The sequence below is a fragment of the Rhizobium sp. NPDC092011 genome, from assembly GCF_044756305.1.
GTDB lineage: Bacteria > Pseudomonadota > Alphaproteobacteria > Rhizobiales > Rhizobiaceae > Rhizobium.
Genome location: NZ_JBIVSO010000004.1, coordinates 427,123 through 453,278, shown reverse-complemented (window position 1 = coordinate 453,278; position 26,156 = coordinate 427,123). Strand labels below are relative to the sequence as shown.

The 26,156-nt window shown below is 59.9% G+C and carries 20 protein-coding genes; 18 read left to right on the top strand and 2 right to left on the bottom strand.

The window, feature by feature from the left end:
- Positions 1 to 234 precede the first annotated feature (234 nt).
- The 4 genes from ACIQJ2_RS20405 to ACIQJ2_RS20390 all read left to right on the top strand — a co-directional run bounded on the left by ACIQJ2_RS20405 (position 235) and on the right by ACIQJ2_RS20390 (position 5,043).
- A complete protein-coding gene (locus ACIQJ2_RS20405) occupies positions 235 to 423 on the top strand; it encodes a hypothetical protein (protein ID WP_246762464.1) in 189 nt (62 codons plus the stop codon).
- A gap of 1,257 nt (positions 424 to 1,680) precedes the next feature.
- Positions 1,681 to 2,364: a DUF1275 family protein gene (locus ACIQJ2_RS20400; protein ID WP_199151227.1), complete on the top strand. Its 684-nt coding sequence runs from the start codon at positions 1,681 to 1,683 to the stop codon at positions 2,362 to 2,364.
- 149 nt (positions 2,365 to 2,513) lie between these two features.
- Entirely contained in the window at positions 2,514 to 3,497 is a 984-nt protein-coding gene (gene galE, locus ACIQJ2_RS20395; RefSeq protein WP_400670994.1) for a UDP-glucose 4-epimerase GalE, read from the top strand.
- Positions 3,475 to 5,043, top strand: coding sequence for an alkaline phosphatase family protein (locus tag ACIQJ2_RS20390; protein ID WP_400670992.1), 1,569 nt, complete (start codon positions 3,475 to 3,477; stop codon positions 5,041 to 5,043). The genes galE and ACIQJ2_RS20390 overlap by 23 nt, the downstream gene beginning before the upstream one ends.
- Before the next feature lie 6 nt (positions 5,044 to 5,049).
- On the opposite strand, the gene ACIQJ2_RS20385 is transcribed toward ACIQJ2_RS20390, so the two are convergent.
- Positions 5,050 to 5,556: a DUF1993 family protein gene (locus ACIQJ2_RS20385; protein WP_400670989.1), complete on the bottom strand. Its 507-nt coding sequence runs from the start codon at positions 5,554 to 5,556 to the stop codon at positions 5,050 to 5,052.
- A gap of 477 nt (positions 5,557 to 6,033) precedes the next feature.
- Between ACIQJ2_RS20385 and ACIQJ2_RS20380 the strand changes: the two genes are divergently transcribed.
- The 12 genes from ACIQJ2_RS20380 (at position 6,034) to ACIQJ2_RS20325 (ending at position 18,872) form a co-directional block, all read left to right on the top strand.
- A complete protein-coding gene (locus ACIQJ2_RS20380) occupies positions 6,034 to 6,963 on the top strand; it encodes a sugar ABC transporter substrate-binding protein (RefSeq protein WP_400670987.1) in 930 nt (309 codons plus the stop codon).
- A 72-nt stretch (positions 6,964 to 7,035) separates the two neighbouring features.
- Entirely contained in the window at positions 7,036 to 8,577 is a 1,542-nt protein-coding gene (locus tag ACIQJ2_RS20375) for a sugar ABC transporter ATP-binding protein (RefSeq protein WP_400670985.1), read from the top strand.
- 32 nt (positions 8,578 to 8,609) lie between these two features.
- Positions 8,610 to 9,635 carry an ABC transporter permease gene (locus tag ACIQJ2_RS20370; RefSeq protein ID WP_400670982.1) on the top strand — a complete coding sequence of 342 codons (1,026 nt, stop codon included), beginning with the start codon at positions 8,610 to 8,612 and terminating at the stop codon, positions 9,633 to 9,635.
- A gap of 276 nt (positions 9,636 to 9,911) precedes the next feature.
- A complete protein-coding gene (locus ACIQJ2_RS20365) occupies positions 9,912 to 10,982 on the top strand; it encodes a dipeptidase (protein WP_400670979.1) in 1,071 nt (356 codons plus the stop codon).
- A 35-nt stretch (positions 10,983 to 11,017) separates the two neighbouring features.
- A complete protein-coding gene (locus ACIQJ2_RS20360; protein WP_199150972.1) occupies positions 11,018 to 12,658 on the top strand; it encodes an ABC transporter substrate-binding protein in 1,641 nt (546 codons plus the stop codon).
- A 21-nt stretch (positions 12,659 to 12,679) separates the two neighbouring features.
- Entirely contained in the window at positions 12,680 to 13,747 is a 1,068-nt protein-coding gene (locus tag ACIQJ2_RS20355; protein ID WP_199150973.1) for an ABC transporter permease, read from the top strand.
- Complete coding sequence (locus ACIQJ2_RS20350; protein ID WP_199150974.1) at positions 13,744 to 14,670, top strand: ABC transporter permease; 927 nt, start codon at positions 13,744 to 13,746, stop codon at positions 14,668 to 14,670. Before ACIQJ2_RS20355 ends, ACIQJ2_RS20350 begins: the two co-directional genes overlap by 4 nt.
- Positions 14,667 to 15,500 carry an ABC transporter ATP-binding protein gene (locus ACIQJ2_RS20345; protein WP_199150975.1) on the top strand — a complete coding sequence of 278 codons (834 nt, stop codon included), beginning with the start codon at positions 14,667 to 14,669 and terminating at the stop codon, positions 15,498 to 15,500. Before ACIQJ2_RS20350 ends, ACIQJ2_RS20345 begins: the two co-directional genes overlap by 4 nt.
- Positions 15,497 to 16,246 carry an ABC transporter ATP-binding protein gene (locus ACIQJ2_RS20340; RefSeq protein WP_400670974.1) on the top strand — a complete coding sequence of 250 codons (750 nt, stop codon included), beginning with the start codon at positions 15,497 to 15,499 and terminating at the stop codon, positions 16,244 to 16,246. The genes ACIQJ2_RS20345 and ACIQJ2_RS20340 overlap by 4 nt, the downstream gene beginning before the upstream one ends.
- A gap of 260 nt (positions 16,247 to 16,506) precedes the next feature.
- Entirely contained in the window at positions 16,507 to 16,695 is a 189-nt protein-coding gene (locus ACIQJ2_RS20335; RefSeq protein WP_199150977.1) for a hypothetical protein, read from the top strand.
- A 163-nt stretch (positions 16,696 to 16,858) separates the two neighbouring features.
- Positions 16,859 to 17,017, top strand: coding sequence for a hypothetical protein (locus ACIQJ2_RS20330; RefSeq protein WP_199150978.1), 159 nt, complete (start codon positions 16,859 to 16,861; stop codon positions 17,015 to 17,017).
- 700 nt (positions 17,018 to 17,717) lie between these two features.
- Entirely contained in the window at positions 17,718 to 18,872 is a 1,155-nt protein-coding gene (locus ACIQJ2_RS20325) for an OpgC family protein (RefSeq protein ID WP_400671266.1), read from the top strand.
- A 771-nt stretch (positions 18,873 to 19,643) separates the two neighbouring features.
- Here ACIQJ2_RS20325 and ACIQJ2_RS20320 read toward each other — a convergent pair.
- Positions 19,644 to 21,413, bottom strand: a complete 1,770-nt coding sequence (locus ACIQJ2_RS20320; protein ID WP_400670969.1) for a glucan ABC transporter ATP-binding protein/ permease — start codon at positions 21,411 to 21,413, stop codon at positions 19,644 to 19,646.
- 368 nt (positions 21,414 to 21,781) lie between these two features.
- Between ACIQJ2_RS20320 and ACIQJ2_RS20315 the strand changes: the two genes are divergently transcribed.
- Both ACIQJ2_RS20315 and pyc read left to right on the top strand, forming a co-directional pair.
- Positions 21,782 to 22,522, top strand: a complete 741-nt coding sequence (locus ACIQJ2_RS20315) for an autoinducer binding domain-containing protein (RefSeq protein WP_400670966.1) — start codon at positions 21,782 to 21,784, stop codon at positions 22,520 to 22,522.
- 116 nt (positions 22,523 to 22,638) lie between these two features.
- Entirely contained in the window at positions 22,639 to 26,100 is a 3,462-nt protein-coding gene (gene pyc, locus ACIQJ2_RS20310) for a pyruvate carboxylase (protein ID WP_400670963.1), read from the top strand.
- Positions 26,101 to 26,156: the final 56 nt, after the last annotated feature.

The following is a 26,156-nucleotide window of genomic DNA, read 5'->3' as shown; positions in this document are numbered from 1 at the left end:
TAGCCCAAATCCGAAGTCTCTGTCAGCGGCAATATTTGCTTTCAGGATCATTTCAGGTGCCAGTCGCATGAATGTGATGACCGGCCGCCCGCTTTGCAACAGGCCCGAGATGAAGGCATTGCGGCATGCCGTGGCTGCAGTTTTCGGGAGATGGATAGGATGCCTATCGAAACTTTGTGCCGCCGAACCTATTTATGAGGGTAGGACTTATCTTATCGGAACGCGTGGTTCGCGATGCGAAACAGCTATCTAAAGCAGTTACGGGCTCAGAGAGAGGCGCTTGAAGCCAAACTTGAGCTGCATATAGCGCGCTATTGTTTTGGCGATGGAGAGGTGGACGACGGCACCGAGGCGGAGCTGCGGCAACGCATTGCGGAATTATCCGACGAAATCACCGTACTTGAAACCCAATGGGGCGAGTAGTCCGCCGATTGCGAGACGCAGCCACCATCTTGCTCACCTCCGTTGCCATTCGTCGTGGTAGCAGGTGTGAGAAAGTCCTGCACCGGGTTCAGTTGCCAATCCGCAAAGGGTGGGTTGGTCAAAAGAGCGGCTGAATCCGTGGATACCGGGGCCTGGCAGGCCGAAAACGGCTGGCCGGCCGCGCAAGCGCCCGCCTTGATCAAGTCCTCGGCTGAGGCCAGATCGGTCTCAAGGCCGATTTTCATCGCCTCATCCGGCGTAATGAGCCGTATCGAACTTGGAGGGGCACTCATCGCCAGATCCAGTTTCGACCGATCGATGCCCATTTGCTTGAAATAAGCGAGGAATTTCGATCGTTGCGATTTTGACAGTTTCGTACTGTCGTGCAGCCCGACAAATTTGCGGCTGATTTCCTGCCGGCTGATGAGGCGCTTCTTGCCGTTAACGATCTGATATCTCATCCGGTAGACGATCCGCTCCCGGTCGTAGGTCGTCTTGACCTGGTGGACGCCCATGATGCCGAAGGGGCTGACGATGCGCCTGACCCCGGCGGCCAGCACGAAAGGGCAGGCGGAGAGACATCTGCTCCCCGCAGAATAGACCACACCTTTTGCGCCTGAACGCCAGCCGTCACCACAGAGCGGCTGGCCGCTTGGACAGGATTGCAGCCGGGTTCCGCCCACGGCCACGGACAGGCCGCGTTTCCGAATGATCTCACCCATTTCCATCGCGGCTTCCACATTCCCACCCGGCGAGTTCACGATGATCGGCAGTTTCCTGTTGCCGATGCCGGCCAGAAGTTTGCGCAGGTCGCCGGGGGATCTCGCGTCGATCATGCCTTCAGCCGCAATCCAGTCGACGCAGCCCTCGGGCCGACAGTTGCCGGAGCTGGGATCGGCATGAACGAGCATGAACTGCATCGGTGCGCCCGGCGTTTGTGCCGTCGCTGCCGCAGTCAATGCAAAGAGGCCTAGTCCCGCGATGGCGCCCAGCCGACAGATCCAGGCAATACGGCGCGCAGGATGCAAGAAAACTGCTTGAACCATGAAACGGTGCCTCCCAACACCGGTCGGATATGGAGAGTCAGTAAAACACAACTCGGTTAAGCAAGTGGATGCAACTTTGGTCTGCAGGATGCTTCCGTCGTTCGGCTGGCATTCAGCGGCGGCGTTTTGTGATGCAGCTACGCAAACATCTCGACAGGCTAGACGGTTCGGCGCGATAAGGTTGGAGACGATCGAAACGCGCGAGGAGCCGATGAAGCCGAGCCTGCCCACTCTTCTGAGCATCAACGGCGGCTATGTCGATACCGCTGGCTTCCTGGCCCTGCATGGCCTGTTCACCGCCCATGTTACGGGCAATTTCGTCACGCTCGGCGCTGCACTTGCCCTGGGCACCTCCGGGGCCGTCGCCAAGCTGCTGGCGTTGCCGATGTTCTGCATCGTCGTCTTTCTTGCCCGTCTCGTGGGCGGCGATCTCACGCGGCGCAATCTGCCGACGCTGCAGATCATCCTGTCGCTGAAATTGCTGCTGCTGGTGCTGGCCGCGATCCTGGCCCTGCGCTTCGGCCCGTTTGGCGACGGCGACGGCTGGCAGGCGATCCTGACCGGTATGACGCTCATCGCCGCCATGGCCATTCAGACGACCGCGCATCGCATCCATCTCGGCTCGACACCGCCGACAACGATGATGACGGGCACGACGACGCAGATCATGATCGACATCGCCGATCTCGCGCGCGGCGCCAAGCCTGAGGAAAAAGCCGCCATGAAGGCGAGGCTCGGCCGTATGGGCGCTGCCGTCGGCGGCTTTGCGCTTGGCTGTGCGCTGGCGGCATCGCTTTTCCTGCTCGTCGGCATGGCCTGTTTTCTATTTCCGCCGGTTCTGGCGCTTGCCGGAATTCTGATGCATACCGGCAAAACGGAGACAAAGCCGGCTTAGCTTTCGGCTGCCATGCATTTCAAACAGTCCCAATCTTGTTCCTTTCTCCCGCCTTGCAAGTCGGCTACAGCTCTCTAAGTGTACGCGTCGGATCGAACCGGTCTGTCGCGCTTGGAGCGACAAATCCTTGTGGTTGAGAAAGGGTGGTCATGGCAGGAGAAACGGTGCTTGTGGTAGGCGGAGCCGGCTATATCGGCTCGCACACATGTCTGGATCTGGCGAACAAGGGTTTTCAGCCCGTCGTCTACGACAATTTCTCCAACGGCCATCGCGAATTCGTCAAATGGGGTCCGGCCGAGGAGGGCGATATTCGCGATCGGGCTCGCCTCGATGAGGTGCTGGCCAAATACAAGCCTGCCGCCATCCTGCACTTTGCTGCGCTCATCGAAGTCGGCGAGTCGGTCAAGGACCCCGTCTCTTTCTATGAAAACAACGTCATTGGCACGCTGACCTTGCTTTCGGCCGCTCAGGCGGCCGGCGTCAACGCTTTCGTCTTTTCCTCGACCTGCGCCACCTATGGCCTGCCGCAGAGTGTGCCGCTCGACGAAAGCCACCGGCAGGTGCCGATCAACCCTTACGGCCGCACGAAATACATCGTCGAGCAGGCATTGGCCGACTACGATCAGTACAAGGGGCTGCGCTCCGTCGTGCTGCGCTATTTCAATGCCGCCGGCGCCGATTTCGAAGGCCGCATTGGCGAGTGGCATACGCCGGAAACCCATGCCATCCCGCTCGCCATCGATGCAGCCCTTGGCCGCCGCCAGGGCTTCAAGGTGTTCGGCAGCGACTATGACACCCGCGACGGCACTTGCGTGCGCGATTACATCCATGTGCTTGATCTTGCGGACGCCCATGTCCGTGCGGTGGAGTACCTGCTGCGCGGCGGCGATTCCGTCGCGCTCAATCTCGGCACCGGTACGGGAACGACGGTCAAGGAACTGCTCGGAACGATCGAAACCGTTTCGAACCGACCGTTCCCGGTGGAATATGTCGGCCGCCGCGAGGGCGATTCCACGACGCTCGTCGCCAACAACGACAAGGCCCGGGATATTCTCGGCTGGTCGCCGCAATATGATCTGACCCGCATCATCGAATCCGCGTGGAACTGGCATGCCAAATCCAACCAGCACTGAGCGTTCTTCCGGAAGTGGTGTCGGGGGCAAGCGCCCGAACGTTCTGCTGATCTCGGCCGATCAGTGGCGGGGGGACTGCCTGTCCGCCGTCGGTCATGAATGCGTGAAGACGCCGAATGTCGATGCGCTGGCGCGGGAAGGGGTACTTTTCCGCCGCCATTATGCTGGCGCGGCACCATGCTCGCCGGCGCGGGCGACGCTCTATACCGGCCTCTACCAGATGAACCATCGGGTTTGCCGCAACGGATCGCCGCTGGATGCCCGTTTCGACAATGTCGCGCTTGCCGCCCGTCGCGCCGGCTACGACCCCACGCTCTTTGGTTATACTGATACGGCCCCCGATCCGCGCGGCCGCGATCCGCATGACCCGCATCTGACGACTTATGAAGGCGTGCTGCCTGGCTTCACCGCGCGGCAGCTGTTGCCGGAGCATGAAAAGCAGTGGCTTTCCTGGCTGCGCTCGCGCGGCCATGCCGATGCCGTCAGCCGCGATATCCATATTCCGGTCGGCGCGGCGCCGGGCGAGATTTCCAACAATGCGCCCGCCTATTCTAAGGATGAGACGCAGACGGCCTTCCTGGCGGGCGAATTCATCCGCTGGGTCGGCGAGCAGGACGCGCCCTGGTTCGCGCATGTTTCGTTCCTGAGGCCGCATCCGCCGTTTTCGGTGCCAGAACCCTATAACAGCATGTTTTCCGCCGCCGATGGCCCGGCCTTTGCGCGGGCAGCCGATCGCGAAACGGAGATGGCGGTGCATCCGCTGCTTGCTTTTGCCTTGCCGCAGATCGGCAAGGGCGGCTTCATCCATGGCGGCAAAGGTCCGATCGCAGACTGGACCGCACAGGATCTGTCGGCGATCCGTGCCATCTACTACGGCATGATCGCCGAAGTCGACGCACAGCTCGGTCGGATCTGGCAGGCACTGAAGGACGCCGGCGCCTGGGACAACACCGTGATCGTCTTTACCTCCGACCACGCGGAAATGATGGGCGATCATTGGATGCTCGGCAAGGGTGGCTTCTATGACGCCAGCTATCATGTGCCGCTCATTATTCGCGATCCGGGCCGGGCCGCCGCACGCGGCCGGCAGGTGGATCATTTCACCAGTGCTGCCGATATCTTCCCGAGCTTGTGCGACAGGATCGGGATTACTCCGTCAAACCATGTCGATGGCGAAACTCTGCTGCCTTTCCTCGACGGTTCTGCGCCGGACAGCTGGCGCGAGGCCGCTTTCTGGGAGTTCGATTTCCGCGACATCGCCAAGGAAAACCCGGAGCGGCATTTCGGCTTGAAATCCAATGCCTGCAACCTCTCCGTCATCCGCGACGAGCGGTTCAAATATGTCCATTTTGCCGGTCTTCCGCCCGTTTTGTTCGATCTGGCAAAGGATCCGATGGAGCTGAAAAACGTCGCAAGCGACAGTACCTATGCGTCGACCCGGCTTGTCTATGCGGAAAAACTGCTCTCTTTGCGGGCGGAGCATCTGGATCAGACGCTTGCTTATACCGAGCTGACGGAAGAAGGGCCGGTTTCGCGCCGGCCCTGATCGTTCTTAGGCAAACGATCCCAGATAGTTCATCTTGCCGATCGGCAGGCCACGGCTGCGCAGGATGTCGTGTGCCGTGGTGATGTGAAAGAAGAAGTTCGGCAACGCGAACTTCGCAAGATAATCCTCACCCTTGAAGACGGTCTTGTTACCGCCTGGCGAGATCGTCACCTCCCGCGTTTCGCTGCCTTCCATGGTGGCCGGCGTCACTGTCGCGAGAAAATCCTGTGTTTTCTTCAGGCGCTCGCGAAGGTCGGCAATCGTGGTCTCATTGTCTTCGAAACGCGGCGCATCGATGCCGGCGAGCCGGGAGATGGTGAGCTTCGCTGTATCGGAGGCGCGCTGGTATTGGCCGGAGAGCGGCAGCATGTCTTCAATGAGGCGTGCCGTGATGATTTCGCCCGCATCGACACCCTTTTCAGAGGCATAGGCTTCGATTTTATCGAGATAGGCCGAAAGGTTGTGCAGGCCGCGTTGAAAGACGGGGACCGAGAAACTGTACATCGAGGGCATGTCTTTTCTCCGTTACGGGCCGCCGTCGGGCGACCGGGATCAGTATTATCCTACCCCGTTCCTATGGCGATGGAATAACCGTTTCATCGAATGGGGTGCCGTTATGTAGGTGCTGCGGTCGATACTTGCATCGGCTCCGACGCATGCCTCGCGAAAGTGTGCAGCGTTTTGCCGCTGCGGCATGTGCAAAATCAGAAAACTAAGGCGCCGGAAGCGAATCTGAGAGATCGCGATACGGTCTGGCAGGGAATCCGCCCTCGCCGCGTTTAGCGGTGCTCTCCCAAATTTGTATTGACCTTTGTTGTTAAAAATGGAATGAATATTCCGTACTTGAAGTTTTACGGTTTGTTTGTTCCGTTTTCTCGATGTGACCGGCATGGGAGTGCTGGTCGAATTGGTTGACAGGCCCCGCGGTCGAGACCGGGGGTTCCGGCATTCAGGAGGGGTGTGGCCGGGCACCGTATCTGGGAGGAAAACATGAAGAAATTCATTCTTGGTTCGGCGATGGCGCTCATGCTGTCGACTGCCGCTCATGCCGAGACGATCGGCGTGTCGATGGCGCTGTTCGACGACAACTTCCTGACCGTTCTGCGCAACGGCATGCAGGACTATGCAAAGGGCCTGAACGGCGTGACGCTGCAGGTCGAAGACGCGCAGAACGACATCGCCAAGCAGCAGAGCCAGATCCAGAACTTCATCGCCAGTAAGGTCGATGCCATCATCGTAAACCCGGTCGATACCGATGCGACGGCCGCCATTTCCAAGCTGGCTGCCGAAGCGAAGATCCCGCTTGTCTACGTCAACCGCGAGCCGGCAAACGTCGACAGCCTTCCGGACAAACAGGCATTCGTTGCTTCCAACGAGCAGGAATCCGGCACGCTGGAAGCCAAGGAAGTCTGCCGCCTTTTGGGTGGAAAGGGCAAGGTCGTCGTTATGATGGGCGAGCTGTCCAACCAGGCTGCCCGCATGCGCACCAAGGACGTGCATGACGTCATCGCCACCGACGCCTGCAAGGGCCTCCAGATCGTTCAGGAGCAGACCGCCAACTGGCAGCGCACCCAGGGTGCCGACCTGATGACCAACTGGCTCTCTAGCGGCCTCGAATTCGATGCGGTCATCTCCAACAACGATGAAATGGCAATCGGCGCCATCCAGGCGCTGAAGGCTGCGGGCAAGTCGATGGACAAGATCGTCGTTGCAGGCGTCGACGCGACGCAGGACGCGCTTGCCGCCATGCAGGCCGGCGACTTGAAGGTCACCGTATTCCAGGATGCGGCCGGCCAGGGCAAGGGCGCAGTCGATGCTGCACTGAAGCTCGCCAAGGGCGATAAGATCGACAAGAAGGTCTACATCCCCTTCCAGCTCGTAACGCCGGCAAACGTCAAGGACTTCGTGAAGAAGAACTGATCGCCTGACGATCGATGGATGCGGGTCTCAATGCCCGCATCCCCACAAATCAGATCTGCCCGGGAGGGAAAAATGGTTGTGAGCCCATCCACCATGGCGGCGGTGCGCGCTAGCGGCGCCGTTCCCAATTCAGCCTTTCTGCTGAGCGCGGACGGCATCCGCAAGGAATTCCCCGGCGTATTGGCCCTCGACGACGTTTCCTTTCACCTGAAGCGCGGCACGGTGCATGCGCTGATGGGCGAAAACGGCGCGGGCAAATCGACGCTGATGAAGATCCTCGCCGGCATTTATATCCCCGACCAGGGCGAGGTACGCCTGAAGGGCGTCGAAATCCGTTTGAAATCGCCGCTGGATGCGCTGGAAAACGGCATTGCCATGATCCATCAGGAACTCAACCTGATGCCCTTCATGACAGTCGCGGAGAATATCTGGATCCGTCGCGAGCCGAAGAACCGTTTCGGTTTCGTCGATCATGCCGAGATGAGCCGCAAGACCCAAGAGCTTTTCCAGCGTCTCAATATCGCCCTCGACCCCGAAATCCAGGTGCGCGAGCTTTCCGTTGCAAGCCGCCAGATGGTCGAAATCGCCAAGGCGGTCTCCTATAATTCCGATGTGCTGATTATGGACGAGCCGACCTCGGCTCTGACCGAGCGCGAGGTGGAGCATCTCTTCAGCATCATCCGCGACTTGCGTTCCCAGGGCATCGGCATCGTCTACATCACCCACAAGATGAACGAGCTGTTCGAGATCGCCGATGAATTCTCGGTGTTCCGTGACGGCAAATATATCGGCACGCATGCCTCCACCGATGTGACCCGCGACGACATCATCCGCATGATGGTCGGCCGTGAGATCACCCAGATGTTCCCGAAGGAGGAGGTGCCGATCGGCGAGACCGTGCTTTCGGTCAAGGATCTGAGCCTCGACGGCGTGTTCTCGAATGTTTCTTTCGATGTCAGGGCCGGTGAAATCCTCGGCGTCGCCGGGCTGGTCGGCTCCGGACGCTCCAATGTCGCCGAAACCATTTTCGGCGTGACGCCGGCCTCGTCCGGGACCATCCAGCTCTTCGGCAAGACGGCCGCGATTTCTTCACCGGCGGACGCCATCCGTCACCGGATGGCCTTCCTGACAGAAGACCGCAAGGATACGGGCTGTCTTCTCATTCTCAGCGTGCTTGAGAACATGCAGGTCGCGGTGCTGCACGACAAGTTCGTGCGCGGCGGTTTCGTGCAGGAAGGGCCGATCGAGCAGGCCTGCGAGGAAATGGCCAAAAAATTGCGCGTCAAGACGCCCAACCTCGATGAGAGGATCGAAAATCTTTCCGGCGGCAATCAGCAGAAGGCGCTGATCGGCCGGTGGATGCTCACCAATCCCCGCATTCTCATTCTGGATGAGCCGACGCGCGGCATCGATGTCGGCGCCAAGGCGGAAATCCATCGCCTTGTCACCGAAATGGCGCGCAACGGCGTCGCCGTCATCATGATCTCGTCGGAGATGCCCGAGGTGCTGGGCATGAGCGACCGCATTATGGTGATGCATGAAGGGCGGGTGACCGGATTCCTGGATCGCGCGGACGCAACTCAAGTGAAGGTGATGGAACTGGCCGCGCAGTGACGCCGGCAACCGTCGCAAGGGAGGATTGAACCATGGTTACCAAAGTTGCAGAGGCGACCGCTCCGGCAGTCACGCGGCCAAGACGTCGCCGTGTTCCGCCCGAACTCGGCATCTTCCTTGTGCTGATCGGCATTGCGCTTCTCTGCGAAGTCCTCGGCTGGATCTTCGTCGGCCAGAGTTTCCTGATGAACCTGCAGCGCCTGAAGATCATGATCCTCCAGGTTTCCGTCATCGGCATCATCTCCGTCGGCGTGACGCAGGTCATTATCACTGGCGGTATCGACCTCTCCTCCGGCTCGGTCGTCGGCCTCACCGCCATGGTCGCCGCCAGCTTCGCCCAGTCATCCACCTGGGCGCGGGCCGTCTATCCGGCGCTGACCGACATGCCCTTTTTCGTGCCGATCGGCATCGGCCTGCTGATCGGCCTGCTTGCCGGCTATATCAACGGCCAGCTCATCACGAAGACGAAGATCCCTCCCTTCATCGCAACGCTCGGCATGATGGTCTCGGCGCGCGGCCTGTCTAAGCTCTACACCAAGGGCCAGCCGATCTCGGGCCTAACCGATCAGTTCAACTTCATCGGCTCCGGCATCTGGCCCGTCGTCGTCTTCCTGATCATCGCGGTCATATTCCATGTGGTGCTGCGCTACACGCGGTACGGCAAGTTTACCTATGCGATCGGCGCCAATGTGCAGGCGGCGCGCGTATCCGGCATCAATGTCGAGCGACATCTGGTCAAGGTCTATGCAATTGCCGGGCTTCTGGCCGGTCTTGCCGGGATCATTACCGCTGCCCGCGTGCAGACGGCGCAGGCCGGCATGGGCGTCACCTATGAGTTGGACGCCATTGCCGCGGCCGTCATCGGCGGCACCTCGCTCACCGGCGGCGTCGGCCGCATCGCCGGAACGGTGATCGGCACGATCATCCTCGGCGTGATGATTTCCGGCTTCACCTTCCTCAACGTCGATGCCTATTACCAGGAAATCGCCAAGGGCGTCATCATCATCGCCGCCGTCGCGATCGACGTTTATCGCCAGAAGAAGCGAGCCAAGCGCTGAAATGCCCCACACATATCAGTGCTCTCGAGCGTTTCCGCTTTTACTCGAATAGCGAAAACGCTCGATTTCTTCTCTTTGCACATTCCGGGCAGAAACCGGCTGCGCGTTTTCCTGGAAATGCTTTTGAGGCGGGGGGTTACCCCGCCTTTTCCGTTTGAATGTGCAATTCCATGCAAATGCAAATTTTTTTCATTTGGGTATGGCGAATCCCGCCAGCTTTTCTATTCTGGCCGCTTTCCATCTGCCCCAAGTGGGGCACTTCATCCAGGGTAGACGATGCAATCCGTATTTGATGGTCATAATGACGTTCTTTTGAGGCTCTGGCATCATGCGCGCGAAGGCGCCGACCCGATCGCCGAATTCAGGGATGGGATTTCCAGCGGCCATATCGATGGGCCTCGTTCGCGCGCTGGCGGCCTGGCCGGTGGTCTCTGCGCCATTTATATCCCGTCGAACGATCTCGTCTTTGCCGATCCCGACAGCAATGGTCACTATTCGACGCCGCTTTCAGCCCCTCTGGAGCGGGCGCCTTCGCTTGATATTGCGCTTGAAATGGCGGCGATCGCGCTGAGGCTCGATCGCGCCGGCGCCTGGAAGCTCTGCCGCTCCACCTCCGAAATCCGCGATTGCATGGAAAAGGGTGTTTTCGCAGCGGTGCTGCACATGGAAGGCTGCGAAGCCATCGATGCGGATCTGGCGGCACTTGAGGTCTTCTATGCCGCCGGCCTGCGCTCGCTCGGCCCGGTCTGGAGCCGCAACAACATTTTCGCCCATGGTGTGCCCTTCGCCTTTCCCAGCTCTCCCGATACCGGGCCGGGGCTGACGGATGCGGGCTTCGCGCTGGTGCGCGAGTGCAATCGGCTCGGCATTGTCGTCGATCTCGCCCATATTACCGAGAAGGGCTTCTGGGACGTGGCCAAGACCTCGGATCAGCCGCTTGTGGCCAGCCATTCCAACGCGCATGCGCTGACGCCGGTCGCGCGCAACCTCACCGACAGGCAGCTCGACGCCATCAAGGAGAGCCACGGCATCGTCGGTCTCAACTATGCGACGGCCATGCTGCGTGAGGATGCGCGTTCGGATACCAATACGCCGATCGAGGCCATGGTGCGCCATGTCGACTATCTGGTGGGGCGCGTCGGCATCGATTGCGTCGGTCTCGGATCGGACTTCGACGGCGCGACTGTCCCGGAAGACATCACCGATGCGGCGGGCAATCAAAACCTGATTGTTGCCCTTCGCAAAGCTGGCTATGCTGAAACCGATCTTGTAAAGCTGTGCAGGGAGAACTGGCTTCGGATCCTGGCCTCCGCCTGGAAGGAAGACAGCGGAAGACGTGCGTCCTGATATTGCGTAGAGTTTAAAAAAGGGGAATGAAAACAATGATGATTACCAAGATGAACCGCGGATTCCGCGCATTGTCTGCCGGCGCGGCTTTGTCGCTTCTGCTGATGGCGGCGCCGAATGCCTACGCCGCTACGCCCAAGGACACGCTGGTCGAAGGTTTCGCTTTCGACGATATTCTGAGCATGGATCCGGCCGAGGCCTATGAGCTGTCCGCCGCGGAAATCACCGGCAACACCTACAGCCTGCTCGTCCGCCTCGACATCAACGACACCTCCAAGATCAAGGCCGATATTGCCGAGAGCTGGTCCGTCTCCGACGATCACCTGACCTATACCTTCAAGCTGAAGCCGGGTCTCAAGTTTGCCTCCGGCAATCCGATCACTGCCGAAGACGTCGCCTGGTCCTTCGAGCGCGTCGTCAAGCTCGATAAGAGCCCTGCCTTCATTTTCACCCAGTTCGGCCTCAACGGCGGGAATGTTACGGAAAAGGCCAAGGCCACCGATCCGAACACCTTCACCTTCACCGTCGACAAGCCCTATGCGCCGAGCTTCGTGCTCAACTGCCTGACGGCGACCGTTGCCGAAGTGGTCGACAAGAAGCTGGTTCTCCAGCATGTGAAGCCGGTCACTCCGTCCGCCGACTACAAGTATGACAACGATTTCGGCAATGCCTGGCTGAAGACCGGCTTTGCCGGCTCCGGTCCCTTCAAGCTGCGCGAATGGCGCGCCAACGAAGCCATCGTTCTCGAGCGCAACGAAAACTACTATGGCGAGAAGGCGAAGCTGAACCGCGTCATCTATCGCTTCATGAAGGAAAGCTCGGCTCAGCGCCTGGCACTTGAGAACGGCGATATCGACGTTGCCCGCAATCTCTCGCCGACCGACCTTCAGGCCGTGGAAAAGAACCCGCAGCTCGCTTCCACCAGCGCGCCCAAGGGCACGATCTACTACATGAGCCTCAACCAGAAGAATGCGAACCTTGCCAAGCCGGAAGTGCAGCAGGCGTTCAAGTCGCTGGTCGATTATGACGCCATCGGCAAGACCCTGATCAAGGGCATTGGCGAGATCCACCAGACCTTCGAACCGAAGGGCATGCTCGGTTCGCTGGATGACAATCCGTTCAAGCTCGACGTGGCCAAGGCCAAGGAACTGCTGGCCAAAGCAGGCCTGCCGAACGGCTTCTCCGTGACCATGGACGTCCGCAGTGTCGAGCCGGATACCGGCATCGCAACGGCGATCCAGCAGACGCTCGGTCAGGCCGGCATCAAGGTGGAAATCATCCCTGGCGACGGCAAGCAGAAGCTGACTAAGTATCGTGCGCGCGGTCACGACATCTATTTCGGCAACTGGGGCCCGGACTATTGGGATCCCCATTCCAACGCCGACACCTTCACGACGAACGACGACAATTCCGATACCAGCACCAACAAGACGCTGACATGGCGCAACACCTGGACCTCTCCCGAGCTGGAGAAGGAAGCCAAGGCAGCGCTGTTCGAAGCCGATGCGACCAAACGTGGCGCCATGTATCAGGACATCCAGAAAAAATTCCTGGAAGCCAGCCCGTTCGTCATCCTCTATCAGCAGACGGAAGTCGCCGGCTATCGCAAGGACGTGAAGGATTTCAAGCTCGGTCCGAGCTTCGACAACAACTTCGTCTGGCCGATATCCAAGTAATAATCCGGCAGGATTAGTTCTTTGAGCACAGTCGAACGGAAAATGCAGGTGCGGCCCAAGAAGGGCCGTGCCGCTCCTTTTCTCATGGGTCTGCTACGGTTTCTTGCCGTAGCGGTCACGACCTACCTTGGCCTTCTGGCCGTAACCTTCTTCATCGGGCGCGTCATTCCGATCGATCCGGCATTGGCGATCGCCGGCGACCATGCCCCCACGCAAGTGCTGGAGCGCCTGCGTCGTGAGATGCATCTCGACCAACCTCTCTACCTGCAGTTCTACTATTACCTGATCAGCGCTCTGAGCGGCGATTTCGGCATCTCGGTGCTGACAACCAATCCCGTGATGGACGACATCAAGCGCGTCTTCCCGGCGACGATGGAGCTTGCGACCGTCGGCACGATCATCGGTGCCGTGTTCGGTGTCCCCTTCGGCGTTCTCGCCGCCGTTCGCCGAAACAGCTTCATCGACCAGATCGTCCGTGTCATCGGTCTTGTCGGCTATTCGGTGCCGGTTTTCTGGCTGGCGATGGTGACGCTCGTCATCTTCTATGCGAAGCTGAACTGGGTGGCCTATCCGGGCCGTATCGACATCGCCTACGAATATACCTTCACACCGATCACCGGCTTCTTCCTGCTCGACAGCGCCCTGCAGGGGCAGTGGGACGTCTTCTGGGACGTGTTCCGCCACATTATCCTGCCTGCATCGCTGCTCGGCTATTTCTCGCTCGCCTATATCAGCCGCATGACCCGCAGCTTCATGCTGAACGAGCTGGGGCAGGAGTATATCGTGGCGGCCCGCGCCAAGGGCCTTTCCGAGACGCGAGTGATCTGGGGGCATGCCCTGCGCAGCGCCATGGTGCCGTTGATCACGGTCATCGCGCTTTCCTACGCAGGTTTGCTTGAGGGTTCGGTGCTGACGGAGATCGTGTTCTCCTGGCCCGGTATCGGCTTCTACATCACCAGTTCGCTGCGCAATGCCGATATGAACGCCGTCCTCGGCGGCACAATCGTCGTCGGCACGGTTTTCATCGGCATCAACCTTATTTCCGATCTCTTGTATCGGACTCTCGATCCAAGGACTCGACGTAAATGACGGCTGAGACCACACAACCCAGCTTGCGGGACTGGTTGCTGTCCGATCGGCCGCAATCGCGCCGGCAGGCCAGACTCGGGCGCGCCTATGTCACGTGGCGGCAATTTTCCGCCAATCGCCTGGCCGTACTTGGCCTGCTCATCATCATCGCGCTGGTTCTGGTGGCAGCGCTTGCGGATGTGATTGCGCCGCATTCGCCCGTCATCGGTGATCTGACCAATGCCTATCTGAAGCCACCCGGCACGCCCGGCTATCTTCTTGGAACAGACGACCTCGGGCGCGATATTCTCTCGCGCCTGATCTACGGCTCGCGATGGACGCTCTACATCGTCATTCTGGTCGCGATCATATCGGCGCCGATCGGGTTGATCGTCGGCATGGTGTCCGGCTACCTCGGCGGCTGGACCGATACCATCCTGATGCGCATCACGGATATCTTCCTTGCCTTTCCGAAGCTGGTGCTGGCGCTTGCCTTCGCCGGCGCGCTCGGTGCCGGCATCGAGAACGCCGTCATCGCCATCGCCATTACCTCGTGGCCGCCCTATGCACGTCTGGCGCGTGCCGAAACGATGACCGTCAGGCACTCTGACTATATCTCGGCCGTGCAGCTGATGGGGGCTTCGTCGCTGCGCATCATCTTCCGCCACGTCATGCCGCTTTGCATCTCTTCGGTGATCGTGCGCGTGACGCTGGATATGGCGGGCGTGATCCTGACCGCCGCCGGCCTTGGCTTCCTCGGCCTCGGTGCGCAGCCGCCGCTGCCGGAATGGGGCGTCATGATCGCCAGCGGCTTCAAGTACTATCTCGATCAATGGTGGGTGGCGGCCATGCCCGGCATCGCGATCCTGATCGTCAGCCTCGGCTTCAACCTGCTCGGTGACGGCCTGCGCGACGCGCTCGATCCGAAGGAGAGCGGCCAATGACAACGATGCTGACAGTCGACAATCTTAGGGTTCGCTATCCCACGCGCACTGGCGTCATCGAAGCCGTTCGGGGTGTGTCCTTCACGCTTGGCCGGGAACGGCTCGGGATCGTCGGTGAGAGCGGCTCCGGCAAGTCGCAGACCGGTCGAGCCATCATGGGACTGACGCCGCCGCACGCGCTCGTCAGCGCTGACACCCTGAATTTCAGCGGCATCGATCTTCTGTCGATTTCCGCGAAGCAGCGGCGCTCCTTGCGCGGCAAACGCATCGCCATGGTGCTGCAGGATCCGAAATATTCGCTCGATCCCGTCATGACCATAGGCAAGCAGATCACCGAGACGCTGCGCACGCATGAGAAAATCAGCAAGGGAGAGGCGCGGGACCGCGCGCTTGCCATGCTCGAAGCCGTTCAGATCCGCGATCCCGGCCGAGTCTACGATCTGCATCCGCACGAAGTCTCGGGCGGCATGGGTCAGCGCGTCATGATCGCGATGATGCTGATTGCCGGGCCGGAACTCCTGATCGCCGACGAACCGACCTCGGCACTCGATGTTACCGTGCAGCTTGACGTTCTCAAGATCATGGACAAGCTGGTGTCGGAGCGCGGCATGGGGCTGATTTTCGTGTCGCACGACCTGCGGCTGGTTTCCTCCTTCTGCGACAGGGTGCTCGTGATGTATGCCGGCAGGGTCGTGGAGGAGCTCAAGGCTTCCGAGCTTACCAATGCCCAGCATCCCTATACGCGTGGCCTGCTGAACTGCATGCCCGTCATCGGTGAGAACAGACATCCTCTGCCGGTACTCGACCGCAAACCGGAGTGGGCAGCATGACGACGGTACTTGCGGTTGACGGCCTCAACGTCGTCTATAACGGCTACTACGCCCTCGATGCGGTCAACGTCGATGTCAATAAGGGCGAATCCTTCGGTCTGGTCGGGGAGTCAGGCTCAGGCAAGTCGACGCTGCTGCGCGCAGTTGCAGGTCTTGCACCCGTCACCGGCGGCACGATCCGTGTCGGCAGCGAGCAGCTGAAAGGGGCAAGACGCAGCAAGGCCTTCTATCGCCAGGTGCAGATGGTGTTTCAGGATCCTTACGGCTCCCTGCATCCGCGCCAGACGATCGACCGGCTGCTGCTGGAGCCCTTGGCGATCCACGGCATCGGCGATGCGGAGACGCGAATTGCCAGGGCGCTCGACGAAGTGGGTCTCGGGAACGGGTTTCGTTTTCGTTATCCGCATCAGCTCTCCGGCGGCCAGCGTCAGCGCGTCGCCATCGCCCGCGCGCTGATCGTCGAGCCTTCCATCCTGCTGCTTGACGAGCCGACCTCGGCACTCGATGCCTCGGTGCAGGCCGAAGTGCTCAATCTGCTCGAGCAGGTTCGCAAGGATCGCCAGCTGACATTCGTTATGGTCAGCCACGACCTCGGTGTCGTGACGCATATGTGCGAACGTCTCGTGGTCATGCGAAACGGCGCCGTTGTCGAACGCCTGAGTGCCAGGGAGCTGGCGGCAGGCGACGTCAAGGAAGACTACACACGCAATCTCATGGTTGCCAGCAAGGGCTTCGTCCGCACTTGAGCGAACGATTCCGGTCGGCTTGTTAACCTATAGCGGCCCGGTGTTTCACGAAATCGCCGGGCCGCTTTAATTGCTTGTTTTGATGGAATTCCTGGCCGAAAACTGCTGTTTGCCTTTGCCGGAACGGCGTGATGAACCAGCCGCCGAAACACGACCAATCGTATAGACTATTGACACCTGCCGCAATTCTGTCATGATCTCGTTAATGGCGGTTAACTTTCGTGATCCCGATCATGGGTCACACGTAAGTGGAGGCAGGCATGTTTTTCATGGGTGGCATGACGATGGGCTATCTCCATCCGCCGATACCGGCGAAACAGGAAGCTGCACGGTCTGCCTCTCTTTCCGATGAAAAGTGCCGCCGCCAGGCCGGACCTGCCGAAGAGCAGGCTGCCGACGCAAGCGCCATAGAGCGCAGCTTGATTTGGGCTCGTCGCATTCTCTGCTGATTTGGCTTTGCCGATCTTTTGAGCCCCAGCAATCCAGTGGTTTATTTTTTCTCGAGCGATCTTCTGGACAGAAATTCATCTCTACCTAATTGATAGGAAATGTATGAATGTCTGTTTCGAGTTCGACACGAGGCGCATAAAGAAAAACGAACGGAGGCAACACATGGCGAATTTGGGCATTTCGAATGCGCATGTGAATCAGTTCGATGGTTCCAAGCGGGCTACGAAGACGCGGCAGAAGATTCAGACGGCCATTCACGTCGTGCTGTTCTCGGCGGCGTTCCTGTTTGTCGCGGCTATTGTTTGCGGCATCGTGGTCTGACCGAAGCCGTTTGCGCATGAGGCGATCTGAGGGCTCTGCTGCCGGTCGCGTTCTTCATAATTTCTTCCCACGATAACTGGCGTTGAAGGCGTGGCCGACATGATTGTCGATGCCGCGCCTTTTACGTGCTCGCCTCGCTTGTGCAAGGAAATCAAAAGATCGGCTGCTGCTCGATATGCAAGCCTGATCGAGCTTGCACGCGATCGTGATTGGGCCGATATCGATCGTGTAAAGCCGCGACTCGCGGCGGCTGATATTTATGCTAGCGAGAGACTGACCGGCCGAGGCGGCTGGACCTGACGTGCAGGATCCGCCGATCGGTATAGTGTTGTGTGGCGATCGAAGGCTTTTGGGTCATCCGTATCGGGATGGAAGATGTCATGTTACGTCGAGGCAGCTTTCGACATGGAACGGCTCTTGAGCGGGTGTTGAACCGCTGGGCGGAAAAATGTCTAATTCCGTCTCAAAAGCGCCCGATGCGGCGGTTACTCGGTCATCAAAATTTACGGTCGGTTGCGTTTCCCCGGAGGCGCAGCCGATCAGACAGTCGCATTTCTGCACTGTTTTGCGTCGTCGTTCGGCGGCAAGGAGGGAACTCTTTGGCTTCGATCGCATTTGATTGTCGGAACAGGAGAGTTTCATGAACTCAGGGGCGAATATCGGCCCGGCAACGGCAAAAAAGAACATTCTGCCGAAGCCGATGTCTCAGCGAGATACGCGTCTGGACGTCCTCAGGGCGTTGGCCCTGATCATGATCTTCATCAATCATGTGCCGGGGCAGATTTTCGAGTTCATGACCTCAAAGAATTTCGGCTTCTCCGACGGAGCCGAAGCGTTCGTGCTGATTTCCGGCATATCGGTCGGCCTTGCCTACGGAACCCGCTTTTCTCCCGGCAGCAGGCTGTCGGTGGCGTGGAAAGCGGTCAGACGTGCCTTCACACTTTATACCGCGCATATGATCACCACCTTCGTGACGCTGGTGCTCTTCATCTCCGGCGCGTGGATATTTCAGCAAAAGGGTCTGTTGTGCGAGGTGAATATTCTCGCCGTGCTCATGGATCCGGCCGGCGGAATTCCGGCGCTGCTCACGCTTGGGCACCAGATCGGCTATAACAACATCCTGCCCATGTATGCCGCCCTGTTTGTCATGCTACCGCTGATCATGCTGTTGGAGGCGAGAAGCCCGCTGCTTTTGCTTCTGGTTTCAGCCGGCGTATGGCTGGTGTCCGGCATCTACTACATCGCGCCTCACACGACGCTGCTAGAAGGTTTCTGGTTCCTCAACCCGTTGTCCTGGCAATTCCTGTTCGTTATCGGGTTTGCCGCCTGCATGCATGTGAAGAAGGGTGGCCGGATTCCCGCGCATCCGGCGCTGATCGCGCTTGCCGCCGTCTATGTTCTGGTATCCTTCGTCTGGGTCACCGACAAGCTCTGGGTGCTTGGTGATTATCTCGCGATGCTGGGCCTGCCCACCGTGGTGACCGGCTTCGACAAAACCTTCCTGTCGCTGCCGCGGCTGCTGCATGTCCTGGCGCTGGCCTATCTGATCGTCAGTGTGCCTGCGATTTCGCAGTTCCTGCGCCGCTCGGCCCATCATCCGCTGACGATCCTCGGGCGGCATTCGCTCAATATCTTCGTTGCGGGTACGATCCTCGCCATGGCCGGCCAGGTTCTTCTCTACGTGACCAACAAGAGCCCTGTCGTCGGCGCGATCTATGTGGTGATCGGCATCGCCGCGCAGTTCCTCTATGCCTACCATCTCGAGCACAAGCGGCTTCAGATTGCCGGCCAGCGGTCGGCAAAGATCCCGGCAGGAACGGCGGCTGTGTCCGCCGCGGCTGGGAAGCACCGCTGAGTTCGCTTGAATTATGTGCAAGCCATGAACGGAGTGGTTCGGCCACCGGCGTGGCCGCGCTCGGGAGCGCAAGCGGCTGCCGACGCCGTTGTCGTTGCCGAGCAGCAACCGCTTCAGCAAGCTCGTATTTGTGGCGTTTAAGGGCCAGGCGTCCGGTCAGGGATCTCTCGGTCCAGCCTGAATCCCTGCTCGAACTGGTATGCTGTCGATCGAGCCCGGCGGGCAGGCTCCTCCGCTTCTAAAGCGCGTCGCGATCTCTAAGATTCGCTTCACGCGCTTTAGCTCTTTGATTTCACGCATATCGTAGTCGCAAAACCGCGGCACACTTTTGCGCGACATGCTCCAGCGCAAGTTCTGACCCAATCCCGGTTGACCGTCGATGCTAACTTCCCGGCTGGGCCCAGTCGAGGCGACCTCCGATCACAAGATGGAAAGGCCGGTTCTCTGCCGGGTCTTTTCTCTTTTTCAGTTGGTCGTGTCATCCCGATGCAGGTTTCTCGCAACCAAAGCCCTTCACCCTAATCCTCTTCCCACAGGCGGAAGCGGGGACTGTTTCTCGCGCTTGCGGTACCCGTGTGGATGGAAGGCGCAGATCTTGCGCGGCAAGCGCCTCTCCCCGCTCAAAGGGGTGAAGGTTTGGTTTGCGGGGGCTGAGGCCCTCGTTGCGGTGCCATCGCGCTTGCCCGACAGATATCGTCCGGGCCAGCCTCGATAGCAAAAAGCCGGGAGAGCAGTGCTCTCCCGGCTTCGATCTTGGACCCCTTGCGAAGATCAGGCGGCTTCGCTTTCGGTGGCATATGCCTTGCGGACTTCCTCGTCCGTCAGGATGCCACTGGCGCGCAGCAGGGCGGCGAAGCGGCCGTTGCTCTGGCTGAGCTCATTGAAGCTGCCGTTCTCGACGATACGGCCGTTGTCCAGGAAGAGGACCATGTCGGCCTCGCGTACCGTCGACAGGCGGTGCGCGATGATGAAGGTCGTGCGGTTCTGCCGCAGATTGTCGATCGCCGACTTGACGCGGTTTTCGGTTTCGACGTCGAGCGCACTGGTCGCTTCGTCGAGCACGAGGATCGGCGCGTCCTTCAGGATGGCGCGGGCGATCGCGATACGCTGGCGCTCGCCACCCGAGAGCTTGTTGCCACGCTCGCCGACGCGGGTATCGTAGCCGCCTTCGCGAGTTTCGATAAAGTCGTTGGCGGCAGCGGCCTGGGCGGCACGGATCATTTCCTCCTGCGTCGCACCTTCGCGGCCGAGGCGGATGTTATCGCTGATCGAGCGGTTCAGCAGGCCGGCATCCTGGAAGACGGTGGCGATGAAGCGGCGCAGCGACTTGCGCGTCACCTTGGTGATGTCGTGACCGTCGACGAGGATCTGACCAGACTGCGGATCGAAAACACGCTGCAGCAGGTTGACGAGCGTCGTCTTGCCGGCGCCGGTCGGGCCGACGATGGCGACGGTCTGGCCTGCCTTCACCGTGAAGGAGATGTTGTGCAGGCCCTGCGACGAGTTGGCGAAGCCGAAGGAAACGTCGCGGAATTCCACCTCGCCCTTGACGTCCTTGATCTCGGCAAGACCAGCCGGCTCTTCGCGGTCGCGGACAGAATCTTCCAGCGTATAGAAGTCCACGAGCTTGGCGCGGGCTTCGAAAATCTGGTTCGCGAAGTTGCGCAGCTGCTCCAGACGGCCGATCAGCACGTTGGCGAAAGCGATGAAAGTGATGAGCGCGCCAAGGCTCAGGCTGCCGTCCTGCACAAGCACGGTGCCGATCATCAGGATCGCCATCATGGCAACGGTCGACGCCGTGCGGTTCAGAGCGCCGGCAAGGGCCCACCAGTCGAGAACCGGATACTGGGCGGCCAGCAGACGTTCGGTGAACGACTTCAGCGCCTTGGTCTCGGCTTCGATGCGGTTATAGCTGTGCAGTACGGACACGTTGCTGATCGAGTCGCTCACATGCGAGAAAACGGTATTGTAATGGCTTTCGACCGAGGTCTGGCCATCCTTCGTCCGGTTCATGACCAGGCGGCCGATGATCCAGTAGAAGGTGCCGAGCAGGATGAGCACGGCCGAAAGACGCAGGTCCATGGCCATGGCGGTCGGGACCATCACGACGAGCGCGACGGCAGTCGTCAGATGGTTGCGCATGAATTCGAGCCACAGACCGAACAGGGCTTCGCAGGCGCGAAGGAGCGTATTCAGCGCGCTCGCAGTGCCGCGCTGGCTATGCCAGGAGAGCGGCATCGAGATGATGCGACCAAATGCCTCGGTAAGCAGGGATGCGCGGCGACCATGCGCCAAGCGATCGGCTTCGCGGGACACGACGATGAAGGCTACTGCACTGAAGACGGCAAAGCCGGCCCACAACGCCATGGTCGGCGTGACGGCTTCCTTCTTGGCAATCGCATCGAAGATGCGGCCGAACAGAACCGGCTCGTAGATGGTGGTCATCGCTAAAGCGATGTTTGCGATCACGACCATCCAAACGCGGTATCGATACGCGCCAAGATACTTCAGGGCTCTCGCATAGACTTTGAACAGTGACACGTCTGGCACCCTCTTTGCATCGGCAAAACTCGGAATGTTGGGATGCTACAGATCGCTACCTGAACCGGCGATTAACGGAATCCTGCGCTGTTTTTCAAAGCGATTTTTCGCGTCATGCGCGCGAGTATATATAGTTGACCCTATCGGTTTTGGTTAAAATGTGACAGTTTGAAACTGCCTTGGTGTCGCGTTGCCATATCGCACAAGATCTGCCATCTAAGGTTGAATGATAAAAATTTCGCCAAAAGCGTTTAATTTTGTTCCGGGCTGAGTATGTTGCCGGCGATTGGACGCGTTTTGGGCTAGGCGAGACATCGATGGGAATGTCCGGGCGCCAGCAATTCAGGCTGTAAAGCCAAGGGGTAGATGTGAATATCCATTCGTTATTACAACTGCTTGTGGTCATAGAGGAATGCAAGCTTGCCAAGAATGTCGTTACCGAACTGGAGCTGGTGCTTCGTTCCTACAAGTTCGACTTCTATGGCCTGCTGAAACAACCGCGGCCAAACATCGATCTTGCGAATTTCATGCTTGCCGGCCGCTGGCCGGACAAATGGCCACTGACCTACGAGAACAAGCGATACATGCTTGTCGACCCGGTTGCGCGTTATCTCGGCCGGGCGCAGCGGCCGTTCCGCTGGCGCGATGCCATGACCGCGCTCAAGAGCGATCCTTTGCGCCGCCGGATGGAGCAGATGATGGCGGACGCCCGCGCCAACGGCCTGCTCGACGGCTATATTTTCCCGATTCACGGCCGCAACGGCTTGCTCGGCAGCATGACGATCGGCGGCGACGCGGTGGATCTGTCGCCGACGGAGCTGTCTCTCTTCGATGCCGTTGCCAGAAAGACATTCTGGCGCCTGCTGGAGCTGCGCGACGAAGCGCAATCGCTGGAAGAGGCCGCAAATGTCGATGCCAAGCTGACCAAGCGCGAGATGGAGGTGCTCAGCCACCTGGCCGAAGGCATGACGTCGATCGAGATCAGCCGCCTGCTTACTATCTCCAACCACACCGTCGACTGGTACATGAACAGTATCCAGGACAAGCTGAATGCGAAGAACCGGCAGCACATTGTTGCCATCGCTTTCAGAAACGGACTTATTCCGTAGCGGCAACAATTTTGATTTCCGAAGCGTCGGGGAAATTGACACTTCTCGTAACAAGAAGTTAAGAATTTTCTTCGCGGGTGCAGCATTGCCCGTTTCGATGCCGTGAGGAGACTGCATTGCCCATTTCCAAGATCCTGGTAGCCAACCGTTCTGAAATCGCCATTCGCGTATTCCGCGCCGCCAACGAGCTTGGCATAAAAACGGTGGCCATCTGGGCCGAGGAAGACAAACTCGCGCTGCATCGATTCAAAGCCGATGAAAGCTATCAGGTGGGCCGCGGCCCGCATCTGGCCCGCGACCTCGGGCCGATCGAGAGCTATCTGTCGATCGACGAGGTCATCCGCGTCGCCAAGCTTTCCGGCGCCGATGCCATTCATCCTGGCTACGGCCTGCTGTCGGAAAGCCCTGAATTCGTCGACGCCTGCGATGCCGCCGGCATTATTTTCATCGGGCCGCGCGCCGATACGATGCGCCAGCTCGGCAACAAGGTTGCTGCGCGCAATCTGGCAATCTCCGTCGGCGTGCCCGTCGTGCCGGCAACCGAGCCGCTGCCTGACGATATGGCGGTGGTCGCCAAGATGGCGGCCGAAATCGGCTATCCGGTCATGCTCAAGGCCTCGTGGGGCGGCGGCGGTCGCGGCATGCGCGTCATCCGCTCCGAGGCGGATCTCGCCAAGGAAGTGACGGAGGCCAAGCGCGAGGCGAAGGCCGCTTTCGGCAAGGACGAGGTCTATCTTGAAAAACTCGTCGAGCGCGCCCGGCACGTCGAAAGCCAGGTTCTTGGCGATACGCACGGCAATGTCGTTCATCTCTTCGAGCGCGACTGTTCGGTTCAGCGCCGCAATCAGAAGGTCGTCGAGCGTGCGCCGGCGCCCTATCTCAGCGAGGCGCAGCGCCAGGAACTGGCGGCATACTCGCTGAAGATCGCCAAGGCGACGAACTATGTCGGCGCCGGCACCGTCGAATATCTGATGGATGCCGATACCGGCAAATTCTACTTCATCGAAGTCAATCCGCGCATCCAGGTCGAGCATACCGTGACCGAAGTCGTCACCGGCATCGATATCGTCAAGGCGCAGATCCATATCCTCGACGGCTTCGCCATCGGCACGGCGGAATCGGGCGTTCCGAAGCAGGAAGATATTCGCCTCAACGGACACGCGCTGCAGTGCCGCGTGACGACCGAGGATCCGGAGCACAATTTCATCCCGGACTACGGCCGCATCACCGCCTACCGCTCGGCTTCGGGCTTCGGCATCCGCCTCGACGGCGGCACCTCCTATTCGGGCGCCATCATCACCCGCTACTACGACCCGCTGCTGGTGAAGGTAACGGCCTGGGCGCCGAACCCGCAGGAAGCGATCTCGCGCATGCACCGTGCGCTCCGCGAATTCCGCATCCGTGGCGTCGCGACCAACCTTACCTTCCTCGAAGCGATCATCACCCACCCGAAATTCCGCGACAACAGCTATACGACGCGGTTCATCGATACGACGCCGGAGCTGTTCCAGCAGGTCAAGCGCCAGGACCGCGCCACCAAGCTCCTGACCTATCTTGCCGATGTCACCGTCAACGGTCATCCCGAGGCGCGCGGCCGTCCCGCGCCGTCGCCCAAGGCTGCCCAGCCGGTGGTGCCCTATCTCGATAGCGCTGTTCCGGATGGCACCAAACAGCTGCTGGACAAGCTTGGCCCGCAGAAATTCGCCGAATGGATGCGCAACGAAAAGCGCGTGCTGATGACCGATACGACGATGCGCGACGGCCATCAGTCGCTGCTCGCGACCCGCATGCGCACCTATGACATCGCCGGCGTTGCCGGCACCTATGCGCGCGCTTTGCCGCAGCTCCTGTCTCTGGAATGCTGGGGCGGCGCCACCTTCGACGTTTCCATGCGCTTCCTCACGGAAGACCCATGGGAGCGTCTGTCGCTGATCCGTGAGGGTGCGCCGAACCTGCTTCTCCAGATGCTGCTGCGCGGCGCCAACGGCGTCGGCTACACCAACTATCCCGACAACGTCGTGAAATATTTCGTCCGCCAGGCGGCTCAAGGCGGCGTCGACCTCTTCCGCGTCTTCGATTGCCTGAACTGGGTCGAGAACATGCGCGTGTCGATGGATGCGGTTGCCGAGGAAAACAAGCTCTGCGAGGCGGCGATCTGCTACACGGGCGACATCCTCAATTCCGCTCGCCCGAAATATGATCTGAAGTACTATACCGATCTCGCCGTCGAGCTGGAAAAAGCCGGTGCCCATATCATCGCCTTGAAGGACATGGCCGGCCTTCTGAAGCCGGCGGCAGCGAAGGTGCTGTTCAAGGCGCTGCGCGAGGCGACCGGGCTGCCGATCCACTTCCACACGCATGACACTTCGGGCATTGCAGCCGCAACCGTGCTTGCTGCCGTCGATGCCGGCGTCGATGCTGTTGATGCGGCAATGGATGCGTTGTCCGGTAATACCTCGCAGCCCTGCCTCGGCTCGATCGTCGAAGCCCTCAAGGGTTCCGAGCGGGACCCGGGCCTCGATCCCGAATGGATCCGTCGCATTTCCTTCTATTGGGAAGCGGTGCGCAACCAGTATGCCGCCTTCGAAAGCGACCTCAAGGGACCGGCTTCCGAAGTCTATCTGCACGAAATGCCGGGCGGACAGTTCACCAATCTCAAGGAACAGGCCCGCTCGCTCGGTCTCGAGACCCGTTGGCATCAGGTGGCTCAGGCCTATGCAGACGCCAACCAGATGTTCGGCGATATCGTCAAGGTGACGCCGTCCTCCAAGGTCGTCGGCGACATGGCATTGATGATGGTGAGCCAGGATCTGACGGTCGCCGATGTCGAGAACCCGGCCAAGGATATCGCCTTCCCGGATTCGGTAGTCTCCATGCTGAAGGGCGATCTGGGCCAGCCGCCCGCCGGATGGCCGGAAGCCCTGCAGAAGAAGGCTCTGAAGGGCGACAAGCCCTATACCGTGCGCCCTGGCTCTCTGCTCGCCGAAGCCGATCTCGATGCGGAGCGCAAGGTCATCGAGACCAAGCTCGAGCGCAAGGTCGACGATTTCGAGTTCGCCTCCTACCTGATGTATCCGAAGGTCTTCACCGACTATGCATTGGCGGCTGACACCTACGGCCCCGTCTCGGTGCTGCCGACGCCGGCCTATTTCTACGGCCTCAAGGAGGGCGACGAGCTCTTTGCCGAAATCGAGAAGGGCAAGACCCTCGTCATCGTCAACCAGGCAATGACGGCGACCGACGACAAGGGCATGGTGACGGTGTTCTTCGAGCTCAACGGCCAGCCGCGCCGCATCAAGGTGCCGGATCGTGCCCACGGCGCTTCCGGAAGCGCAGTTCGCCGCAAGGCCGATGTCGGCAACGCAGCCCATGTCGGCGCGCCGATGCCGGGCGTCATCTCCACCGTCTTCGTCTCGCCCGGCCAGGCGATCAAGGCCGGCGATGTGCTCGTCTCGATCGAGGCCATGAAGATGGAGACGGCGCTGCATGCCGAAAAGGACGGCACGATCTCCGAGGTACTGGTAAGTGCCGGCGACCAGATCGACGCCAAGGACCTGCTCGTCGTCTACGGCGCCTGAGCATAGGTGAGAATAGAATAAAAGGGGCGGCTCACTGATCCGCCCCTTTCTTTTTT